The organism is Rosistilla ulvae, from assembly GCF_007741475.1.
GTDB classification, from domain to species: Bacteria; Planctomycetota; Planctomycetia; order Pirellulales; family Pirellulaceae; genus Rosistilla; species Rosistilla ulvae.
In genome coordinates, this window is record NZ_CP036261.1 from 2,121,839 (window position 1) to 2,143,151 (window position 21,313).

General features: G+C 59.0%; 16 protein-coding genes. 5 read left to right on the top strand and 11 right to left on the bottom strand.

Features of this window, described 5'->3' with window-relative positions; all coding sequences use genetic code 11:
• Positions 1-133 precede the first annotated feature (133 nt).
• Positions 134-1,270: a hypothetical protein gene (locus EC9_RS07715; RefSeq protein WP_145343793.1), complete on the top strand. Its 1,137-nt coding sequence runs from the start codon at positions 134-136 to the stop codon at positions 1,268-1,270.
• A 76-nt stretch (positions 1,271-1,346) separates the two neighbouring features.
• Here EC9_RS07715 and EC9_RS07720 read toward each other — a convergent pair whose 3' ends face one another.
• From EC9_RS07720 to egtB, 11 genes are all read right to left on the bottom strand, one after another.
• The gene (locus EC9_RS07720) at positions 1,347-1,952 is read right to left on the bottom strand and encodes a lysophospholipid acyltransferase family protein (protein WP_145121292.1); all 606 of its coding nucleotides are present in this window, start codon (positions 1,950-1,952) and stop codon (positions 1,347-1,349) included.
• Between the two features lie 118 nt (positions 1,953-2,070).
• Positions 2,071-3,294, bottom strand: a complete 1,224-nt coding sequence (locus tag EC9_RS07725; protein ID WP_315852319.1) for a glycosyltransferase — start codon at positions 3,292-3,294, stop codon at positions 2,071-2,073.
• Between the two features lie 60 nt (positions 3,295-3,354).
• Positions 3,355-4,230, bottom strand: coding sequence for a polysaccharide deacetylase family protein (locus tag EC9_RS07730; protein ID WP_145343795.1), 876 nt, complete (start codon positions 4,228-4,230; stop codon positions 3,355-3,357).
• A 181-nt stretch (positions 4,231-4,411) separates the two neighbouring features.
• Positions 4,412-5,710: an outer membrane protein assembly factor BamB family protein gene (locus EC9_RS07735; RefSeq protein WP_246106007.1), complete on the bottom strand. Its 1,299-nt coding sequence runs from the start codon at positions 5,708-5,710 to the stop codon at positions 4,412-4,414.
• A gap of 123 nt (positions 5,711-5,833) precedes the next feature.
• Positions 5,834-6,640, bottom strand: a complete 807-nt coding sequence (locus EC9_RS07740; RefSeq protein WP_145343799.1) for a DUF4198 domain-containing protein — start codon at positions 6,638-6,640, stop codon at positions 5,834-5,836.
• A 54-nt stretch (positions 6,641-6,694) separates the two neighbouring features.
• The gene (locus EC9_RS07745) at positions 6,695-7,720 is read right to left on the bottom strand and encodes a DUF1559 family PulG-like putative transporter (protein ID WP_218934802.1); all 1,026 of its coding nucleotides are present in this window, start codon (positions 7,718-7,720) and stop codon (positions 6,695-6,697) included.
• Positions 7,721-8,139: 419 nt separating this feature from the next.
• Positions 8,140-8,757: a hypothetical protein gene (locus EC9_RS07750; RefSeq protein ID WP_246106008.1), complete on the bottom strand. Its 618-nt coding sequence runs from the start codon at positions 8,755-8,757 to the stop codon at positions 8,140-8,142.
• Positions 8,758-9,181: 424 nt separating this feature from the next.
• Positions 9,182-10,288, bottom strand: coding sequence for a hypothetical protein (locus tag EC9_RS07755; protein ID WP_145343805.1), 1,107 nt, complete (start codon positions 10,286-10,288; stop codon positions 9,182-9,184).
• A 157-nt stretch (positions 10,289-10,445) separates the two neighbouring features.
• Entirely contained in the window at positions 10,446-12,035 is a 1,590-nt protein-coding gene (gene pckA / locus EC9_RS07760) for a phosphoenolpyruvate carboxykinase (ATP) (protein WP_145343807.1), read from the bottom strand.
• Between the two features lie 17 nt (positions 12,036-12,052).
• Positions 12,053-15,151: a c-type cytochrome gene (locus tag EC9_RS07765; RefSeq protein WP_218934664.1), complete on the bottom strand. Its 3,099-nt coding sequence runs from the start codon at positions 15,149-15,151 to the stop codon at positions 12,053-12,055.
• 141 nt (positions 15,152-15,292) lie between these two features.
• A complete protein-coding gene (gene egtB, locus EC9_RS07770; RefSeq protein ID WP_246106009.1) occupies positions 15,293-16,612 on the bottom strand; it encodes an ergothioneine biosynthesis protein EgtB in 1,320 nt (439 codons plus the stop codon).
• A 245-nt stretch (positions 16,613-16,857) separates the two neighbouring features.
• On the opposite strand from egtB, the gene EC9_RS07775 reads away from it, so the two are divergent.
• The 4 genes from EC9_RS07775 to EC9_RS07790 all read left to right on the top strand — a co-directional run bounded on the left by EC9_RS07775 (position 16,858) and on the right by EC9_RS07790 (position 21,139).
• Entirely contained in the window at positions 16,858-17,562 is a 705-nt protein-coding gene (locus tag EC9_RS07775) for a GDSL-type esterase/lipase family protein (RefSeq protein ID WP_218934665.1), read from the top strand.
• A gap of 281 nt (positions 17,563-17,843) precedes the next feature.
• Complete coding sequence (locus EC9_RS07780) at positions 17,844-18,785, top strand: cytochrome c (RefSeq protein WP_145343813.1); 942 nt, start codon at positions 17,844-17,846, stop codon at positions 18,783-18,785.
• Between the two features lie 152 nt (positions 18,786-18,937).
• Positions 18,938-19,711, top strand: coding sequence for a DUF4339 domain-containing protein (locus tag EC9_RS07785; protein ID WP_145343815.1), 774 nt, complete (start codon positions 18,938-18,940; stop codon positions 19,709-19,711).
• Between the two features lie 69 nt (positions 19,712-19,780).
• The gene (locus EC9_RS07790; RefSeq protein ID WP_145343817.1) at positions 19,781-21,139 is read left to right on the top strand and encodes a hypothetical protein; all 1,359 of its coding nucleotides are present in this window, start codon (positions 19,781-19,783) and stop codon (positions 21,137-21,139) included.
• The last annotated feature ends 174 nt before the right edge of the window (positions 21,140-21,313 follow it).

Consider the following 21,313-nt stretch of genomic DNA (forward strand, 5'->3'; position numbering starts at 1 on the left):
CGCAGTTGGCCATGCCTGGCAGTTGCGAAATGGGGTCCGTCCAAAATTATATCCAATTTCGCTTGGCCCGTGGCGCTGCGAAACGTTGGTAAAACGGGTAGATTCCCTGTCGCGATTCCCTCTGGAGCATGTGATGCCCGATATTTTATCAAATGAATTTAGCGAACCAGGATTTCTGAAACGGCTTCGGAACTGGCGCGATGCGATGCCTTGGTTGGTGCTGGCGCAGTGCCTGCAATCGGCAACATCGATCGTGGCACTGATCCTTGCACTGGCTGCCCTCTTCCTAGGGTCGTGGGGAGCGTTTGCGCTGGAACGAACGATCGAACATCGCGACTACGAAGCGTTCCCCGATTGCGCCGCGCTGCCGGTCCGCGTGCCGCTGACGGGCAGCCCGAATCTGTTGCCGGCAGAACTGTCCCAGGTCCGCGGCCCCTCGGTCGTCGGAGTTCAGATGTACCTGACCAGTCCAATCCGCCAGTTGGCGATCGAGCAACGCGATCCGTTGGTCTTTGGGCTCCGTTTGCTGCAGCAGTTCTGGCTGTTTGCCGTCTGGATTCTCCCAGCCGGTTTTGTCATGCGGGCTGCGGCGCTGAACGTCGCCGGGCGCGAGCGGATGTCGACTCCCGACGCGCTGAAACTGGTTCTGAAGCGATCGCCAAGCTTCCTCTCCGGCGTGACTCTGACGCTGGGCTTTATGCTCATCTGCTTGACCTATTTTCTGTTGTTGGGCTTCGTCGACCGAATCCCCGCGGTCGGTACGATCCTAGCGACCGCCGGCGGCCTGCTGGGACTGCCGATCCTGTTTATCGCTGGGATCCTGTTGTTCGGATCGCTCCTCGCTTTTCCATTGATGTGGAGTTCGGTCGTTGTCGAACCGCACGCCGATGGCTTCGATGCGGCCAGCCGAGGCTTTGAGTACATCATCCAACGCCCCTTCCGATTCGCAGCCTATGTCGTCATGGTCTGGCTGCTGTCGATCGTGATCGCAAATCTGTTGAGCGGTATTTTCTCGAGCGGCCTCGCGTTGGCGAGCACTGCGTTTGGTCTGACCGCGGCGGCCGACAGCCACTTGCCCCTCGCCGTGCAAACGATCGCTCAGCACATTCCGACAGCGATCGCCTTCAATCTATTCTGGGCCTTCTCCGTCGGGATCTACCTGCTGCTGCGACGCGACGCCAATCATCAGGACATCGAAGAGGTTTGGGAGCCGCCGCAACCGCCCGCGAAACCGCTGCCCGATCTCGACCTGCCGGAGAATCCGGCGTAACGCCGATCGACCGAGTCAGCGTGGAATGCGGTAAACGCCTCGTTTTTCACGTTCCCCCGCTTCGCGAACGATACGACTATTTGTCTTTTAACGCGCGGACGGCGTCGCGAGCGCGGGCCAAGAATTCATTTTTGGGTTCGCCCGATTCCAGCCACATCGGGGCGCCGATCGTGATGCAACTGAGCAGCGGCACAGGCAGGAATTCGCCGCGTGGCAGAATCCGGTTGACGTTGTCGATATAGACCGGCACCAGCTCCAAATCGGGACGCTTCTTGCTTAGATAATAGAGCCCGCTTTTGAAGCTCCCCATCTCGCCGGTGATGCTGCGACTCCCCTCGGGAAAGACGATCAACGAATAAACGTCTCCCATCTCGCGGATCATGATCTGCACCGGGCTCTGATGCACCTTGATCTCTTTGCGATCGATCAGCAGTGCGTTAAACGATTCGGCGATGTGTCGGCGGAACCGGCTGCTGTCCCAGTAGTCCTTCGCCGCCACCGGACGCGTCAGCGCGCGAATCTCCTTCGGCAGAGCGCTCCATAAAACCGCAGCGTCCAGATGGCTCGTGTGATTCGCAAAATAGACGCGCTGACAAGTTTCTGGCTGGCAATCGACCCAGCGGACGGTAAATCCGCTGAACATCTTGGCCAACAGAACGATCGCGTGACTAGTGAGTTGCATCGAGGCGAACAATTGTTGGATGAACAACGGTCCTCAGTTGTTCCCCAGGGAGTGGACGATGCGACGCGGCAGCCCTCGAGTGAGGACGTTGAAGGACTGCGGGTTCCAGCCCCGCATTCTATCCTCTTGCGCGTCGCGAGCCCAGGGCGGCCAACGGTTGCCATTGCATCCAACTGGCTTGCGGCGAATGAACTTGCCGGTCGTATTGCTCTTGGATCAGGCTTTCGTATCCGTCGACCATCGCTTCCAAGGAACCGGTTCCGACGACAAGCTCGCGACCGGCTTTGCCCAAACGATCGGCCAGTTGAGGCGTCTGCAACAACTCGACCGCGTGCTGAGCCATGGCGGCGGCATCGCCTGGTGGTACAAGGAATCCGGTTTCGCCTTGGCGCACCGATTCCTTGACCGATCCGACATCGGTGCTCAACACCGGCGTTTGGCAAGCCAACGCTTCGAGGATTGAAACGGGACTCGCTTCATTGTGGCTGCACAGCAAAAACAGATTGCTCGCCGCCAGAAGACGCGGCGTGTCGTGACGCGTTCCCAACAGATGAACCCGGGCGCTGACTCCCGCTTCGTTGCAAGCCGCTTCGATCGCCGGACGCTCGGGCCCGTCGCCGACGATCAACCAATGCGATCCAGGAATCTGTTGGCTCACGCGGCGGGCGACGTCGACATACATCGCGTGGTTCTTTTCCGGACGCAGCGCGGCGACGATGATGCCCAGCGGCGCGTCGCTGGGAATTTGCAGCTCTTCCCGAACCGCCAACGCTGCGTCGGGATCGGGAGCGAACCGCTGGACGTCGACGCCATTGCGAATCGCAAATACCTTGGCGTCGGGAAAACCTTCCTGCTCGCGCAAGTAGTCGGCATGTGATGCGGCGACGCCGATGAAAGCCGACGTGATCGGCGTTAGCAGACGATTCAAACGTCCGACACCATCGGGCCAACCCGTCGAATGCAACGCGCTAGCGATCACGGGAACGCCAGCAAACCAAGCGGCCAACCTTCCCCAGAACATTTTGTCCCCCGCACCAACCGTCACAACGGCATCGATCTGTTGGCGGCGGAACAGCGAGATCAACCGCGGCAGCGTCCGCGGGTCGAACTTCGAGGACAACAGATGGCTGTGCACCTCGACACGGTCGCGAATCGCTTCGCCCAAGGGGCCCGGTTCTTTGAGACAACAGACCTCGGGAACGATTCGATTGCGGTCGAAGCGATCGATCATGTTGACCAACAGCGTCTCAGCACCGCCGACCGGCATGCTGGTGATCACAAACATAGTTTTCAGCGGGCCGCGGCGATTGCGCGGCAGGTGGCGGCGAAACAGACGGATCATCGTTTGGTTTCCATCAACGGAATGCGGAAGGTTGGAGGTCGGAGCGTTTATCGGAACGGCTTAGCCGACGAGTTCTTGGGTTTGTTCCCAGTTGTTTGCCGGCGGCAACCAGTATCGGATCTCGGGACGCTGATGCAGCTTGCGGGCATCGAACGACAGCCAGTTTTTGAATCGCGACATCTCGGCGTCGCCGTGAATCCGGCGGATGTGAAAGGCATCTTGGCCGGGCAGGTTGTACGCACCGTAAGCGCTGCAAAAACCTTGAAATCCGGCGGCATAGGCAGCTTGGATGCCCGCGATCGGAATGTTGTCGGGCAAGCCGTAAGGAAACGCAAAGTATCGCAGCGGCATGTCCAAAGCAGCCCGCATCTCGGCGGCGCCATCGGTGATTTCGTCGCGGAAGTCGTCGGCGGTAATCAAGTTACCGCAATCGCAATGCGTCCGTGTGTGGTACCCGATCTCGACGCTTGTTCCGGCAAGAGCTTTCAATTCGTCCAGCGAATTGACGGGCAAAGGGCAGCCCGCGGCGACGTCGTGCGGGAATGGATCTCCGGTAACGCAGTTGCCATACGACACAAAGTAGGTGCAGGGCATCTTGTTGCGAATCAGATAGGGCAACGCAAACCGGCAGTTCTCCGCGTATCCGTCGTCGAACGTGATGTGGACCGCGGGACGCCGGCTGTCTTGCTGGCGAATCCGTCGCTGGACCTCTTGCATATCGATCACGTCAAACCGCTCGCGAATCCACTCCATCTGCTCTTGAAACAGATCGCATGGGATCGTCCAGTCGTTGGGCTGTTCGTCGGCAACGCGGTGATAGAACAGAACCGAGATCGGTGCTTTGCCCTTGGCGCTCAGGCGACGTAGCTGAAGCTGACGGCAGGGAGTCGAAACGACGCGGCGGAGGTCGATTGCAAGTTGACGAAAATTGGACATGGAAGCGACAGCGCGTGTATCTAGGGAACATTCATATTCCCAATGGATACGTCTTATGGTGCCGCTGGCAAATCAAACTGGTTCGTTGCCACCCGCAGGCCACCGATCTGACAACGATCGCTGCCGGTTGCAACGATCGTTTGTTCTGTGCCGAGATTGGCGTCGGCGATTCGTGCGGCGATCAGCCGGCATCGGCCTCGCGGACGCAGATCAAACAATTTCCAACGCGCAACACGATCGAATTCTCAACGACCGCCGCTCCATAAAGCGTCGGTTTGCTGAACATCGCCACGCCGCGGCGTCGTTCGGGCGATTCCTCTTCAGCCAACAGCGGCTCGGCTGGCAACGTCTCGTCGTTCCACGATTCGTTTTCCGCCAACACCTCGAACTTGCGCCCGGCGGCTAGGACGGAGACGATCCCATGTTGGCCAAACAGGTAGATCCGATCGCCAACGCCAATCGGTGTCGCCCAACACGACTGCTTGGTCCGCTTGGAATAAACCGATTCACCCGTCTGTGCGTCGAAGCAATGGACCACGCCGGCGCGATTGATCCAATACGCCAAACCTTGGTGAACGATCGGCGAAGCCCAGCTGGGGACAGCCCCTTCGGCAATCCATTCACGTTTGACGGTCCAGCCATCGCCTTGGCGAGCGATCTGGAGGAGACAGTTGGAATCGGCAGCGGAGCCGGCGTTTTCACCATTGCGCCCGGGGGACGCGCCAATCAGAACGCGTCCGTTTCCATAATCGATCGGCGAGGTGCCGGTGTTCCCACCGACGTCGGTGAACGTCCACAACGTCTCGCCCGATTCGGGATCGTAACCGTCGACGCTGCCAGCGGAACTGACGACGATTTGCGTCGCACCGTCGACATGGATCACCGCCGGAGAACTCCAACTGCGCCGCGATTCGCGGTCGACTTTCCATTCCGTTTTGCCCGTCGCTTTGTCGATCGCCAACAGCCCGCTGGGACCGTCGTGTTCGATCAAGACGAACATCTTCGTCGCGGTTTGGCAGGGGGAAGCCCCAATCCCAAACTCCGCTTTGAAGTCGCCAAGTTCATCCACCAGCGACCGCTTCCAAAGCATGTCGCCAGCGTGCGAATAGGCGACGCAATCGCCGCTCTCGAAATACGCGATCACTCGATCTTGATCGACCACCGGCGTCGGAGCGGCGCGGCTGACGTAATAACTGTTGGCGACCGGAGCGGAGTTCTCGATGCTCTGCCGCCACAACTCGTCGCCACTCTTAAGGTCAATGCAAACCGTGTGATAGGTCTCTTTGTTGGGACCTTCGACGCCGGTGACAAAGACTCGTTCTCCCCAGACGACCGGACTCGATTGTCCGTGTCCCGGCAGCGTCGCTCGCCAGGCGATGTTCTCCGTCGCGGTCCACTCCAGCGGCAGCGATTGCGTCGCGCCGGGTCGGGCTCCCGCACCTAGAAATGCGGGCCAGACTGCGGGTTCGCCATTTGCCATGGCCACAAGAATTGTCAGGAACCAAAACATGTTTCTACCTTTTTCAGATCAAATTCGGGGCATGGGCAGCGGACCGACGCGAGCCGCGATCTGTCCGCTGGTTGGGGATTCTAACCGGCAAACTTATTGAGTTGCCAACGGTCGGCGGACGGGAACGTGCAGCGTGACCGTTGCGGCATAGCTGGTGAACTCGTATTCGTCGCTCTTTTCGTCGTCCGCTGTGTGGTGGGCGACGATCAGATATCGGTTGCCCGCCTTGGGAACAAACGTTGCCAGCCCACCGCTGTCGGTGCGGAACTGGAAATCGGGATCGAATTCACCCTGCAGTTCGGCTCCTTGCGGGATGAAGCTGACGACGACATCTTTCTTCGGTTTGCCTTGATGCAGAACCTGGACCGTCAACGGCTGGCCGACTGCGGTCTCGGTGAACGGGCAGGTTTGCAGCACGACTTCAAAAGGCATACCGAGTGGCTTTTTGTGGTCGTGGCCAACGATCTTCGCATCGTCGATCGAATGGCTGGCCAGGAAGTAACTCTTCGCCGTACGGACACCTCGAACGCTCTTGCCGTGCTGCATGACGCGATCCAGTTGAACGGCGACGCAGTGAACGCCGGGGGCTTCCACAGGCAGTGGCTGCGTCCAGTAGCCTTCCTTTTCCGCCATCGCGGTCGACGTCATCTTGTCGCGCAGATCGACACGGGTGCCGTCGGGCGATTGATGTTCGGCCGTAACCCAGTCGAGCGAAACGAGGCCGGCGAGCTTAAAGTCGCGGTGGTGGTTGCCATGATTTCCCAAGCAGAGATCGACGTGCACGATCTCGCCCGGCGCTACAACCGGAATATTGGTTTGCGTCCAGATGTCGTGAGCCGAGGCGGTCAGTTGAGCCAACGCCAAGAGGCTGGTCAGCACGCAGGTGAGTTTTCGATTCATGTTGTTTATCCCAAGAGGTTGGTTTGATTTTAGATCTGAAATTGCGATAGCCCATTAATATTCGGGAATCACTTCGTTGTCGGCGATCGATCCGATCAGTTGCCAGGTGTACCGATCGATCGATTCGGTGACAAATCGGACCGAACCATCAGCCATCAACAGCATGACGCCGCCGGGGTGACGGCTGCGGGCACTCTTGCGCGCTGCGTAGCGCGAGTAGCAATCATTTTCCAAAGCGTTGGGACCATAGAAGTGATGGTATCCGGTGTCGTTGACCGAGCCGTCGGCCCATTTTTCGCCACGACTGAAGATCACCGGGCTCGAATCATTCAGGCACCAGGAATCATCGATTGTTGGGGACGATGCATCCCAGACCGAGGCGAGCAAACCCTCGGGGCCGCTGTTGGCGACGCCGCGGGTGCTGTCGGGACTTCCCGAACCAATCAGCGTTTCGCTGAACGCGGCGGTATGCGACGTCCCATCGAGGATATCGCGGAATCGCTTTTGCGAATCGATGTAAAACAGCCCGTCGCAATTGACGTACAGACCGCCATCTTGAGCCGTCCCGTTGTTGGCGTGGTAGTTGGTCGCGCCCCATTCATCGCTGATCCGTTCATGGACATCGCTGGGGCACAAAAAGGTCGAGACCTGCGTTGCGACGGCATCGCCCAGATCGGGATGCGTGACAACGCTTGGGGGTGGGCCCATCGAGAAGATCAACAGCGGTTGCTGCAAATCGATAGCTTGATAGATCGCTGATTGCTCCAAATACGGAGTCAGCAGCGCCAACGGGCCCCAGCGATAGAACGATTGTTCCGATGCGGGAACCGGTGCTTTGGCTTGGTCTCGCTGCGACGGAAACCGCTGCAGCGTGTCGTGGTGCATGTGCAGCGCCAGACCGATCTGTTTCATGTTGTTGCTGCACGACATCCGCCGCGCGGCCTCGCGAGCGGCTTGAACCGCCGGCAACAGCAGCCCAACGAGGATGCCAATGATCGCGATCACAACCAACAGCTCCACGAGCGTGAAGCCGGCGCGTGATCGTTTTTGGGGCGGCGAGAGGTGTGAGAGTCGTTTCATGGGTATGGAAAGTCTTTCGTAACTTGAGATTGGTAGATCGATAGCCACGCCGCGATCAAAGATCAGCGCACGGCAAGCGACAGGGGACAGACGCCGGCTCCATCGTCGTGGCACGCGTGGCGGCTTGGTCATTGCCAAGCAGCTCGCAGCGGTCCCTGAGATGGAATTCCAACGGAATCAAGAAACCGACAAAGCGATCTGAACCGCCGGCTGCAAACACTGCAGCGTCAGCTTGGAGCGAATCCGCGTTTCAAGTGGAACTATCAGCGGGCATGAAACAGCAGTCGGTTCGCCAAGGAACCGCGAGCTTTCATGCAGCAACTGATTTCATCAACTGAAAACAGAAACGTCACCAGCGTTGGACCGCAGCCAGGCGGCCAACCGAGTTCAGATGACTTCTTCGGCGAAGAAGAACGCGCCTAGGGATAGGGTTGCGCGGGAGCAAATTTCAAGGGATGGGCGAATTGGTCGTCGATCGCCGTCCAGAACAACAGCGTCGGCGTGGGAAGCGCCAATGTCGCTGGAACGATCTCGACAACGACGCTCGAAAGGACGTTCCAGAAACCATCGATGCCGCGACATCGTGCGGCATCCTCCAGGCGAACGATCCGCAGAGTTGGCGATTCAACCGTCGCTGTCGATGCCGCCGTGGCGCTCGCGGCAGCCGGCGGCTTCGGCTCGCATTGCGAACCGCTCGAAGCGCTGCAGCAACACGATTTCGCAGACGGAGCGACCTTCGACGCGACCGCTTCGCCAGCAGCTCTTTGGACGCGAGCGATCAAGAAAGCCGGAGGCTGGACGTCGTTTTCCGCCGCCCATTGCAGCTTCTCCACATCGCTGTGGCAGCAGCACTTGTCCCAACAGAATTCCGCAGAAGAGCAGCCGCAGGGGCAAGCTTCGCAAGGAAATCGCCCGGTTTTCTCGGGAACCGGAGCGTAGGTGGGCAAACCGATCATGCCACACGCCAACACCACCAGCAACGTCAGGCAGATGCCGCGTCGGGTTGTCGTCGATCGAATTGGATGGATGAAATCCAAGATAGCTTCAATCTACTAAGGCGTGCCAAGTCGGCTCGCTCCTCACGCATCCGATCCTAATCAAGGCAGGCCGGTTCGTAAATCACCAGCTTCGTGAAAGGGCCGCGGTATGATGCCGCAGCCGCTGAAACCATCCTCCTCTTCCGCAGTGCTGGAACGCTCGAAAGGCAAGCACCACTTCGCAAAGGAAATCTTCATCGGAGAACGCCCTGCGACCGTAACGCAAGCTTGTCGATCCGAGGACTCAACTGCGACGATCCCACCGGGCTAGGATTGGAGTAGGATCCGCCAAACAAAAAAGGCTCCGTCGACAAACGCTGACGACAGAGCTTTTTTGTGCTGGTGGACAGCGAAGTCCACGGGGGCTCACGCCAGCCCCAAGGGATTTTTGGGGTCTGGCACCGCGTGATGCCAACGACGCGTGTTAAGGAAGATCGAAGATCTTCAACTGAGGTGCGTCGCCCGGCTTGCCGATCAAGGCGATGCCTTGGGTTTCACTCAGCTTGTCCATCTGCGTGACGTCGACGAGCGATTCGATCTTTTCAAAAGGTTGCCCAGCCGTCCCGCCGCCGCGAACCGGTTTGGTCAGGCCGGGGCCGTCGTCGATCTTTTCGGTGCTGACCTTCATCACGCCGCGTGCGGTGTTGCTGAGCAGCAAGTGCGTGACGCCTTCCTTCTCGTAGACGATCATATCGATTGGGCGATTGCGATTGCCGAGTTCAGCGACGGTCTTGCCGCGCACTTTTTCACCGCCATCCAACTTGCCGATCGGGAAGTTAACCAATGGCGTGCAAGTGAATCCGGCCAGCAGCGACGGTTCCCCATCGATGTTCAGCGGGACAAAGGTTTGGATCGCTGCATCTTCGACGCGGCCGTGCGCGGCGTGGAAGATCTCCACGTTGGAGACGATCGTGTTGTCGGCGAATGGGAACGGGAACTCAACCACTGCCGAAGGGGAATCGCCAGCCGACAGCCCCGAGACGATCACCTTGCCATCGAAGTAGGCGACGTCGGTGATCGATTGATCGCGGAGATTGCGTTTGCGTCGCCCCTCGCCACTGATCTTGTCGGCTGGTGGGTTGGGCAGCTGCTTGCGGCCGTGATCGATCTTGTCCAAGTTGATCTTCTGAAACTGGCCGTCGCGATTCATGCGAACCAAGCCACAGCGATTGTTTGCTTTCACCGAAAAGGTCACGTTGCCGGTCTCTGGATTGACCGCCATGTCACCGATTTCGAGCGCGTCGGCTTCGGCGCCGATCGCTGCGGCTAGCTGGCCGCGCAGATCTTTGGGCAGCGAGTTTTGCAGATCGCCATCGACCTGTTTGTCCTCGGTTGCGATCGCGTAAACGGCTGCAGCCTTCGGATCGCCAATGATCAGAACGCCGGAGGTGGCGAAAGTCATCGGGCCCAACGACTGCAGTTCAACGGGGCCAGGAGTTAGCCCACTGGCGGCGTAGCTTGTCGCCGAGCCGAGTGAGATTGCCAGCAGCGCGGCGAGCATGACACCAAAACGACCATTGCGAATCGACATCCGACAGATTCCTTGTAACGAGGTGGGGAGTTTTTCACCCCGCGAGTATATCACGGCAAGCACCCGCAGGTGTGCCCGCCGGTAGCCCATGGCGTCAGCCATGGGACCGGAACGGCGGCGAAAACCGACGATCGTCCCTGCCGGGACTGGCGGCGTCCTATTTCGCTTTCGGTCCAGCCGCTAAGACGTCGGCGCGGACGCCCGATTCGTAGCTCTTGAAGTTATTGCGGAACAGTTCGACAAGCTTGGCGGCCGCTTGGTCGTAGGCTGCCGGATCGCTCCAGGTCGACTGCGGCGCGAGGATCTCGTCGGGGACTCCCGGAACGGCGCGGAGCGTTTGAAATCCGAACCACGGATCGGTGCTTGTCGGTGCGTCGACCAGGGTGCCGGCGTGGATCGCATCGATGATCGCGCGGGTGTGTTTCAACCGAATCCGCGATCCGGTGCCGTACGCTCCGCCGGTCCAACCGGTGTTGATCAACCAGACGTTGACGCCGTGCTGGGCGATCTTGCTCGACAACAGTTCGGCATATTTGCCCGGATGCCAGACCAAAAACGGGCCGCCGAAGCAGGGTGAAAACGTCGCCTGCGGTTCGGTCACGCCAACTTCGGTCCCAGCCACTTTGGCTGTGTAGCCACTGATGAAATGGTATTCCGCTTGTTCGGCGGTCAACTTGGCGACCGGCGGCAACACCCCGAAGGCATCACATGTCAGGAAGATGATGTTGGTCGGATGCGGCGCGACGCAGGGGATCGCTGCGTTATCGATGAACTCGATCGGATAAGCGCCTCGCGTATTTTCGGTGATCGAGGTGTTGTCGAAGTCGACGTGATGATCGGCTTTGTCGTAGACGACGTTCTCCAGAACCGCGCCAAAACGCAGCGCGTCGAAGATCTGCGGCTCGGCTTCGCGCGTCAAATAGATCGCTTTGGCGTAACAGCCCCCTTCGATATTAAAGACGCCATCGTCGGACCAACAGTGCTCATCATCGCCGACAAGCAAGCGATTCGGATCGGCCGAGAGCGTCGTCTTGCCGGTTCCCGACAGACCAAACAGGATCGTCGAATGGGTCCGCTGCGGATCGACGGTGGCCGAACAATGCATCGACAAGACGCCCTGTTTGGGCATCAAATAATTCATCAGCGTGAAGACCGCCTTCTTCATCTCGCCGGCGTATTCGGTCCCCAGGATCACGACTTCGCGAGTCGCCAGGTCGAGATCGACGCTGGTCTTAGACGTCATCCCCGTTGTGTAGCGATTGGCCGGGAAGGCACCGGCATTGAGGATCGTGCAATCGGGCTCGCCAAAATCGGCTAGCTCTTCCGGCGTCGGCCGGATCAACATATTGTGCATGAACAACGCGTGGTAGGGCCGACCGCAGATCACGCGGACCTTGATCCGGTATTTCGGATCCCAACCGGCGAATCCATCGAAGACGTACAACCGATCCAGGGTGTTCAGGTAATCGCTGGCACGCTCGCGATTGACTTCAAAGCTGTGCTTCTCCAGCGAAATATTGACGCTGCCCCACCAGACTTCATCCTCCGCCTCGGGCGATCGGGTGATCCGTTTGTCCGACGGGGATCGACCCGTTTTCGTCCCCGAGTAGGCGATCAACGCACCGAGATCGGAGATCGTCGTCCCCGGTTCGCGTCGAATCGCTTCTTCGTACAGTTCCGACGGCGCTGTGTTGCGCTTGATGTCTTGAACCGTGATCCCAAGTTCCTTCAGGTCGATCGTGGTCATGCCCGTCAATCCAATCGTTAGCGTTTTCCGTAGACTTTGGTCTCCTTCGGATCGCCGCCGCTCATTAGATAAGCAAGCAGATCGCGAAGCTCATCGGGGTTTAAGCCGTCGATTAAGCCTACCGGCATTTGCGACACAGGTGAAGACCGGACTTCATCGACATCGTCCGCATCGACAACCACCGGGTCGGCATTGGCGTCGGCGGGGAAGATCACCAGCTTCCCATCCTCCTCGGAGACCAATCCGGTGATCGAACGCCCATCCAGGGTCAGCACGACCGACGATTGGTATTGATCCGAAATCACCTTGCTTGGTTCGATAATGTGTTCGACCAAGTAGCGGACATCGAATTTGTTTCGGATGCTCGTCAGATCGGGACCGATGCTGCCGCCCAAGCCGCCGACGCGATGGCACTTGCCACAACTGGTTGCGAAATAGAGGCTGCGGCCGCGTTCGAAATCGGCTTGATTGAACTTGTTCGCCGATTGTTGGATCGCGGTTTCGGTCGTCCACTTTCTCCCAGGCCCTTCGATCGGCTTGATCTCGAAATCGGGAACGGGATTAAAATCTTCCCCCGTGATATCGGCGACCGCTGCCCGTTGTTCGTTCGTCGAATTCTCCAACGCCTCCTCGCGGATGTTCGTCATGAATCCGGGGAAGCTCGCACCGCCCGATCCCTTCGCCGCGGCGTTCAAGAACTCAAAGTAGCTGCGGCGCTGGTCGACGGTCCAACCATTGCGCAGGTTCCGCAGCATCAGGGCATACCCGATCTCACGCGATGGCGGATGGTTCTCCAAAACCGCGCGAACCGTGCCGCCGTAGCCAGCGTTGCGGTCGGCCAGTTCCGACCAATCGGGAACCTCCGGCGCCGCGCGATCCTCGATCAATTGCAGCGTCTTGGCAACGATCTGGGGCGCTTCGAGATAGGTCAAGACGCGGACCAGTTCCGTGTTGATGTCTGCGTTTTTGTTCGGCAGATGCGGGTTCAAGCGATCGATCACGCGATCGGCGAGCTCCGACGTCGGGCGCCCCATGCGAATAAAAGTCAACGCGTAGGCGCGCAACAATCCGAGCGTTTGCGATACGGAAAGCTTGGCGGGCTCCAACTCCAACAGGCTTTCGATCAATGGCTGCTGATGTTTAGCGTCGCCCATGCGCGCCAACGCCACGGCGGCGGTGATCCGAGCTTGCGGATCGGATTCGTTCATCGCCCGTTCAGCCCATTGGTCGGTCGGCTGCGATTCGATCGCAACTCGGGCGGCGTTGCGGATGAAACGGTCGGTGCTGCTCAAATGAGGCCACGCCGTGTCGACAGCTGCCGCATCGTGACGCCCATGAAATTCTTCCAACTGCTTGCGAATAGCCCGAGCGTCAGCGACGTCGCTTGGCAACGCTTCGGTTTGATTCGCGGCGGTGCTTTCGCTGCCAACGTATCGCACACGATACAGCCCCGATTGGGTGCCGCGTCCGCCGACGGTGAAGTACAAGTGCCCATCGACGCCAACGGTCGCATCGGTCACTGGCAACGGGACGCCGGTGACAAAGGCTTCGCTGGTCGCGGTGTAGCTGGCCCCTTCCGGAGTCGGATGGATCGCGTAGATCGTTCCAAAGGTCCAGTCCAACGCGAAGATCGCATCTTGATATTTCGCGGGGAATTTTGCTCCCACGCCCGACGCGACACCGGTCGGCGAACCGGGGCCGATCTCCAGCGTCGGTGGCAAGCTGTCTTCATAATAGGTTGGCCATTTGCCAGTACCGCTGCGCCAGCCAAAGTCGGCGCCGCTGACCACATGGCAGATCCGCGTCGGGCGATACCACGGCATCCCCAGATCCCATTCCATGTCGGCATCGAAGGTGAAGATGTCGCCGAAACGATTCATCGCGATGTCGTATTGGTTGCGGAAGCCAATGCAGACGAGTTCCTGTTGCAGGCTGACGGGATCGAGCTGAGTGACCCAGCCGCCGGGAGCCATCACGCCGCGGGCGTGCCCACGGGCGTCCCACATCCGCGTCAGCAGATGATCCTCTTGCCACGATTGCACCCGCCGGCGAGTGACGTCGTGCAACGGAGCATGATTGCCGCCATCCATGTAGATCGACTTGCCATCTTCGCTCAGGATCAACGCGTGATTGCCATGCTCGCCGCCGCCGGTCTTGCTTGGCAGCTGCTCGCTCTTGTCCAGCCGGCCATCGCCATCGCTGTCAGTGATCCGATACAGATGACCTCCATTTTTGTGGAACCACAGCGCATCAAACGCCCACAACAAACCTTGAGATCCCGAAAGCGTGCCGTTGCCGTCGGGATTGGCGATGTTCATCGGTTGCACATCGGCTTGCGGGCCGTCGGTCGATTCTTTGATCTGGATCGAATAGAGCCCTTTGCCCCCCTGGTCGCACGCGATCAGCGAACCGTCGGGCCCTTTGTCCAACACGACCCAAGAGCCCTGTTCGTCTTTGGGAACCGTGTAGATCAGTTCGACAGCAAATCCGTCGGCGACGTTCAGATCTTCCGGCGCCGTCACTTCGCCAGCCGCGGGCGAACCGTTGGCACCTGGGATTCCCCAAGGAGCACCACCAAGCGGCCGGATGACTTTGACCTTGTCGGCCCATCCGGAATCGTTAAACGCGATGTCGGTCCATCCGTCGGCGGGTGCCGCCTTCGAAAGCTTCCACGATCCATCCGAAACGATGGTTTGCGAGCTGCCTTTAGCTTCGGCATTGATCGCGAGCTTGAAAACCAACGCCGCGGTCCCACCGTTGTTCTGCCCCGCGATCGCGATGGTATTGCGACCCGACTTCAAAAGCTTGGTGACATCTTTGTGGATGGGATTGGGCCAATCGGGACTCTTTCCGACTTCCTTGCCATTGATCCACAGCGTCATTCGGTTGTCGCAGGTCGTGAAGACCTTCGCCGATTTCACCGGACCGGTGATCTCGAACGATTTGCGGACATAGATCGGTTGCTGCGCGGTGATCTCCCCTTCAGACCAAATCCACTGCGCCTCCGGCTTGGTTTTCAACCAGGCAAGTTTTTTGGAACCTTGAGCGGATGCGTCGGAGAGTTCGAAGACCGCACAGCACATCAGCACGGCAGAAAGCAGGGAGAGTCTATTCATCGCAAGCATGTTCATCGAGGTAGGTCAAAGACGTGGAAGCGGATCGGAAGTTCGAAGCCACAGTATAGTGTCGCAAATGCCATTGGGGTGGGGGCGGAGAGATTTTCGCGGCCCTTGCGAACCAAATCGCGAAATGCGGATCTACTTCGCCAAACGGATTCCCGTGAACTGCCACCGCGCTTGCGGCGGGAAGAAGTTGCGGTAGCTGGCTCGGATATGCGATCGGCTGGTCGCGACGCTCCCCCCTCGCAGCACGTATTGGTTGCACATGAACTTGCCGTTGTATTCACCGATCGCACCGCTGGGAGGCCGATAGCCGGGGTAGCCGACATAGGGACTGGCGGTCCATTGCCAACAGTCGCCGAACATCTGATCGATCCCGTCGTTGCCAGTCGCCCGACCGGGATGCAGACGCAGCGATTCAGCAAAGTGACCTTCGACAGGCGTCTGGCTCGCGACAATCTCCCACTCGGCTTCCGTCGGCAAACGCATACCCGCAAACCGCGCGTAAGCGTCGGCTTCGAAATAGCTGATGTGACAGACCGGACCGTCCAGCTGCAATGGCTGGATCCCATCGAGCGTGAATTCGCACCATCGCCCATCGCGCTGCGTCCAATAGAGCGGCGATTGCCATCGGTTTTCGCTGACCGCCGCCCAGCCCATCGACAACCAATGTTCCGGCCGTTTGTAGCCGCCCGCTTCCATGAACGCCAGATACTCGCCATTGGTCACCAAACGATTGGCGATGCCAAACGCTTCGACAAACTGGCGGTGGCGAGGCCGTTCGTTGTCAAAGGCAAATTCGTCGCCGTCGTATCCGATCCAAGCGAGCTGTTCCGGGAAATCGACGAAGCGAATCGGAGCCGCCGTCGCGACGGAATTTGTTGTCGCCGTGCCATTGGAAGATTGGGCGACATCGGGAAGCGAGCGATAGGCGGGGGCCAACGGGTTGCGGCTGAGCAAATGTTTCAGGTCGGTCAGGATCAGTTCTTGATGTTGTTGTTCGTGCTGAATTCCCAGTTCAACCGTCGCTCGCACTGACGCGGCATCGTCGAACCTACCGGCCGCCAAAAATTCATTCACGCAGCCCTCGACCGACTCGCGATACCGACGCACCTGAGCGACGGTCGGCCGCGTCAGAAGCCCACGGTCGGCGCGGGTGAACTGCTCACCCACGGCGTTGTAATAGGAGTTGAACAGGTATTCGAACTGCGGATGGAACGGTTCGTATCCGGGGCTGAACGGCTTCAGTAGAAACGTTTCGAAGAACCAAGTCGTATGCGCCAGATGCCAAACGACGGGACTGGCATCGGGCATCGACTGAGCGACCATGTCCTCGATCTCCATCGGCTCGCACAGCGTGGCGGTGAAGGCGCGCGTTTCCCGAAACGTCTCGGCCAATTCGCTCATCTCGACCAACGGTGACGTCGCTTGGTCGCTGTTGGATGTCGAAAGATTCAATCCGCACCTCGTCGTGCTATCTTTAATCCGATGCAATCCCAGGCCTTCGGGCGGGGGATCGATTCCAATCTGCCGGCGAGACCACCGTCGACGCCGTGGAACAATGCACTCAGTTTAGCGTTCCAACGTCCGCGTTGTTGTGCAACTCGTGCGACCATTTCCTAACGAGCATGCTGTTGCTGGTTGTTATACTGCGACGGTTGCTCGAATCACCTTCCGGCCGTTTCGAAAAGGGAGCCGCCCCGATGAGCTGTCGCCTGCTATTGAGCTTGGCATGTTGGATGCTGTGCGCAGCCGCACCGAGTTGTCTGGTCGCGGACGGGCCGCTGAAGATCATGGCGGTTGGAGATTCCATCACTCAAGGGGGAGGTGGGTTTTCGTGCTACCGCGAATACCTGCTTCCGATGCTATCTCAATCGGGGGCATCGGTACAATTTGTGGGTCCCCAACAAGATGCAACCTCGCGTCACTGCGGGTTTGGTGGCAAGAACACCGCCTATTTGAACCGCATCGCCGAGCGTGTTGCCCGTGAATATCCGGCCGATATCGTGCTGTTGCATTCGGGCCACAATAGCTTCAGCCGAGACAAACCGATTGCTGGAATCATTCGGGCAACCGAACAGATGCTTGCGACCCTGCACGAGATCAATCCCGAGGTGATCGTGCTGGTGGCCCAAGTAATCCCCAGCGGAAAGCTTCCGAAGTACGCGTACATCCCGGAATTGAACGAAGAGATCGCCCGGAGCGTCGACCGAATGCGGGAGCGGGGGATCGATGTTTACTTGGTAAACCAAGCTGCTGGATTCGATTGGACGACCGACACCGTCGCTGATCGCGTCCATCCGAATTCCTCCGGTGCCAAGAAGATGGCTCAACGGTGGCTGCAAACGCTGCAACCACTTCTCGCCCGAACCCACGCAACTGCCCCAGGTGAAACCGAGGGGAACTGAGGCGCCGGGAGGCTGAATTGACTCCCCGTGCGATACCGTCACCTATGGATCAAGGTATCAGTCCAGAACGCAGGAGTGGTTTTGGGGGGATTAGAATAGTTATCCGCCGGTCGATGGGCGATCCGAACAACTCAAAGCGTTCATCGAGTCGTCTTACGGAGATTCGGATGTTGTTTGGCGACGGAGTTCGCTTCATAATAGGTTCACGTTGAACGGCTGCGTTGCGATGAGTCCGTTGTTGAAAGGCCTGACCGGCCTGTCGCGTAGGGATCTACGAATTGATGTATCGATCGAAAGCTTTAAAGATAGTTTGTTTGCTGGGGCTTCTTGTCGTCCCGGCGATGGCCAAAGAGCGACGCGCAAAACCTCCACGATTTGGTGCCGATTCTTTTCGCGGAGTGTTCTTCGAAGATCTCTCGGAGTCGGTTGCGGCAACGCGGCCGAGTGTTCAAGCATTGCGAGGGATCCGGCCGCAAGTGGCGGGAGCCGCCGCTGGTGGCGACGATGCAGAAGAGAGTGCGGAGCCGGGCGGTCAGTGGAGCAAACTGGCCAGCGCGCAGAGCATCGAAGATGAGATCAAGCGTCAGAAGTTGAAGTTCGATGCCGACGTTGCCCAGCCGGGGGCGTTTAAGAGTGGCGGATACGTCAACGCCCGAACTGAGCTGTCGATCTTGGCGACCTTGTTTGGTGTGGTCGCATCTTACGAAGGGGATATTCGGTGGAAGGAACAAGCCGAAGCGGCTCGAAACGTATTGGCTCGAACAGCCGGAAACTGCAATTCCGGTTCGATCCAGGTCTTTAATGAATGCAAGAGTCGCAAGCAGGACCTGGACGACCTGCTGCGTGGCGCGTCGCTCTCCAGCCCGCCAGCCGCAGAGCAGTCGGACTGGTCGATGATCGCCGACCGTTCGGTCTTGATGAGTTATCTGGAAACGCTTTCCAAAGAAGAACTGCCGGCGTTGACGAACGACGATAGCGGCGTCAAAGAGAGCCCCGACAAAGTGAAGCAATTCGGCGACATGGTGGCGATTGTGGGGAGCGTTTTGATCCAAGAGGGGATGGACGAATACGACGACGAAGAATACGTGGCGTTGTCCAAGCAGATGCTCGACGCGGCGCTGCTGATCGGCCAAGCGGCCCAGCAGGGAGATCCCGATGCCGCTCGCAAGGCGGTCGGCATGGTCAACCAATCGTGTGATGCCTGTCACGAACAGTATCGCTAGATCGAGCGTCGAGCGAACGTCGGGGCACGGCCAACGCAGCAATCCCTGGGTGATCAATGGGAATTCGGTTTCAATGCCATGAATGTCGGCATCGATTAAACGTCAAGGAATTTTTGGCGGGAAAGCGAGGGAAGTGCCCTCGTTGCAACACGTTGTTTCGAATTCCGATCGGCGATCAAGAATTGTCCATCCCGATCGATTCTCCATCGCCGAGCCGGATCGGTCCGGCGGCCGATGAGGCTCCCGTCCCCCTGCCCCAAGAAAACCCCGTTTTGGAGACCGACTTGGGGGCCGCGGCATCAGCGATGCAGCCCGAGTCGACGGCCGTTCAGTCGGTCGATTCGCCGGTGGAAGCACCAACGGCGTCCGAGCCTCAGCCCGAGACCCCGCTTGCTGTCGCTGCGGTGAAGCCCCGCGTGGAAGTAACCAATGATTCTCCTCCCGATGTTTCGCAGCACGAGACGTCGCAGGACGAATCGTCGCCGTTAGCAGCTGCGAGCGACGTCGTTTGGTATGTGCGGCCGCCCAGCGGCGGGCAGTATGGACCGGCTGGAGGCGCGTTGATGCAGCAGTGGATTCAAGAGCATCGCGTTGTTCCTGGATCGTTGGTTTGGCGCGATGGTTGGGCGCAATGGCAAGCGGCCGAGGATGTATTTGGCCGCGACTTTGGCAGCTCGGGAGTCGCCGATATCGACCTGAATGCCGATCTGCCCGAAATCGCTGCCGGTTCACAATCGGCCGCCAAACCCAATCGGTTCGTCGACCCTATGGAATCCGAACCGAAGACCACGCCAACCGAATTCGAGCGTCGCCAGCTGGCCAAACGCAAACGCCGAACCCGCATGATCGCGATGCTAACGGGGATCAGTCTGTTTTTGATCGTCGTGATAATTCTTGTTGTACTCAGCAAGAGCGGCGACGCGTGATTCCCCTCCTTTCCTCCACGAAATCCCACCTCCTCTAAATCCTCTCCCACCTTTGCGATGAGCAAATCTATGTTCCGGTCTTCCTTTGTGTTGTGGCTCGCCTTGAGCAGTGCCGTTTTTGCCGTCGAGCCAACCGGTTTGCGGTTGGCAACGTTTTCCGAAGACATCACGATCCCGCTGGGGCATCGTTGCATGGGGATCTTGCCAACCAAAGCGCTGCGGATCGAAGACCCTCTGGAAGCCCGTGGGATGGTTTTGTTGGGGGCGGGCAAGCCGGTTGTCTTGGTGGCATTGGATTGGTGTGAGGTCCGCAACGGAGCGTACGACCAGTGGCGCGATCAACTTGCCGAAGCGGCCGGGACGGTCCGCAATCGAGTGCTCGTTTGCGCGTTGCATCAGCACGACGCACCGGTCACCGACAGCGGCGCTCAAGCGTTATTGGACAGCGTCGGTCTGCAGGGGGAATTATACGATGTCGCTTTCCACGCCGACTGCATCGCTCGCGTGGCCGAGGCGGTTCGGAAGGCGATCGCTGTCGCCCAACCGCTAACCCATGTTGCCGCCAGTCAGGCGAAGGTCGATCGGATTGCATCGACGCGGCGAGTCGAATATCCCGACGGCAGGGTCGGTTACGACCGCGGCAGCAGCATGCGACCCGATTCGCCTCAGGTGAAAGCGGATGAAGGGGCGATCGATCCGTTCTTGAAATCGATTCATTTTTATAACAAGGACCGCGAACTGGCGGTGCTTACATCGTATGCGACGCATCCGATGAGCTATTACGGACGCGGAGGCGTGACGGCCGATTTCGTCGGAATGGCCCGGCGACGGCGGCAGGTGGAGACCGATGGCAGCATGCAGATCTACATGACCGGTTGCAGCGGTGACGTGACCGCGGGGAAATATAACGATGGAGCGCCAGCCACACGTGGCATCCTAGCCGACCGACTGTATCAGGCGATGGTCGCCGCCGCGGCGGAGGCCCAGCCACAACCGATCTCCGAATACGGCTTCCGCTGCGAAACGTTCCAGTTGCCGTTTCACGAAGGCGAGGAGTTTTCGCGCGATGCGATGACGGCGATGTTGCGCGACGACAATGCGAGCCAACGCGATCGGATCTTGGCCGCGATGGGGTTGAGTTCGTTGAATCGAATCGAAAGCGGTCAGCCGATCGATCTGCCATGCCTGGATTTAGGGATTGCTCAAATCGTTCTGATGCCGGGGGAATCGTTTGTCGAATATCAGTTGATGGCTCAACGTTTGCGGCCCGATTCGTTTGTGATGGCGGTTGGATTTGGCGAAAGCTGGACCGGGTACATCCCCACCAAACAGGCTTTCGACGAAGGCTTCGGCCACAGCTGGCGTTGGGTCGGTCGAGGCTGCGAAGCGATCATTCGCGAGAAACTGACGCGGGTGTTGGCGGAATAACCTGCCAAGACGAGTTATTTGCACCCCGAGTTGACGGCTGTTGGCGGTTATGATCCTAGCCGCAAGCCTTCTTTATGGTAGAATCCAACGCTTGAACCTTAATGTCTGCGCCACTTTGAGTCCCGCTGTTTTCGACGCTCGAGTCGAAATCGTTGCCGCGGGGCGACACGCGCA

What these genes read in the sequence shown, in the direction of transcription:
- EC9_RS07715 (WP_145343793.1), top strand. Translation starts at nt 134, where the DNA reads ATGCCCGATATTTTATCAAATGAATTTAGCGAACCAGGATTTCTGAAA.
- EC9_RS07720 (WP_145121292.1), bottom strand. Translation starts at nt 1,952, where the DNA reads ATGCAACTCACTAGTCACGCGATCGTTCTGTTGGCCAAGATGTTCAGC.
- EC9_RS07725 (WP_315852319.1), bottom strand. Translation starts at nt 3,294, where the DNA reads ATGATCCGTCTGTTTCGCCGCCACCTGCCGCGCAATCGCCGCGGCCCG.
- EC9_RS07730 (WP_145343795.1), bottom strand. Translation starts at nt 4,230, where the DNA reads ATGTCCAATTTTCGTCAACTTGCAATCGACCTCCGCCGCGTCGTTTCG.
- EC9_RS07735 (WP_246106007.1), bottom strand. Translation starts at nt 5,710, where the DNA reads ATGGCAAATGGCGAACCCGCAGTCTGGCCCGCATTTCTAGGTGCGGGA.
- EC9_RS07740 (WP_145343799.1), bottom strand. Translation starts at nt 6,640, where the DNA reads ATGAATCGAAAACTCACCTGCGTGCTGACCAGCCTCTTGGCGTTGGCT.
- EC9_RS07745 (WP_218934802.1), bottom strand. Translation starts at nt 7,720, where the DNA reads ATGAAACGACTCTCACACCTCTCGCCGCCCCAAAAACGATCACGCGCC.
- EC9_RS07755 (WP_145343805.1), bottom strand. Translation starts at nt 10,288, where the DNA reads ATGTCGATTCGCAATGGTCGTTTTGGTGTCATGCTCGCCGCGCTGCTG.
- pckA (WP_145343807.1), bottom strand. Translation starts at nt 12,035, where the DNA reads ATGACCACGATCGACCTGAAGGAACTTGGGATCACGGTTCAAGACATC.
- EC9_RS07765 (WP_218934664.1), bottom strand. Translation starts at nt 15,151, where the DNA reads ATGAATAGACTCTCCCTGCTTTCTGCCGTGCTGATGTGCTGTGCGGTC.
- EC9_RS07775 (WP_218934665.1), top strand. Translation starts at nt 16,858, where the DNA reads ATGAGCTGTCGCCTGCTATTGAGCTTGGCATGTTGGATGCTGTGCGCA.
- EC9_RS07780 (WP_145343813.1), top strand. Translation starts at nt 17,844, where the DNA reads ATGTATCGATCGAAAGCTTTAAAGATAGTTTGTTTGCTGGGGCTTCTT.
- EC9_RS07790 (WP_145343817.1), top strand. Translation starts at nt 19,781, where the DNA reads ATGTTCCGGTCTTCCTTTGTGTTGTGGCTCGCCTTGAGCAGTGCCGTT.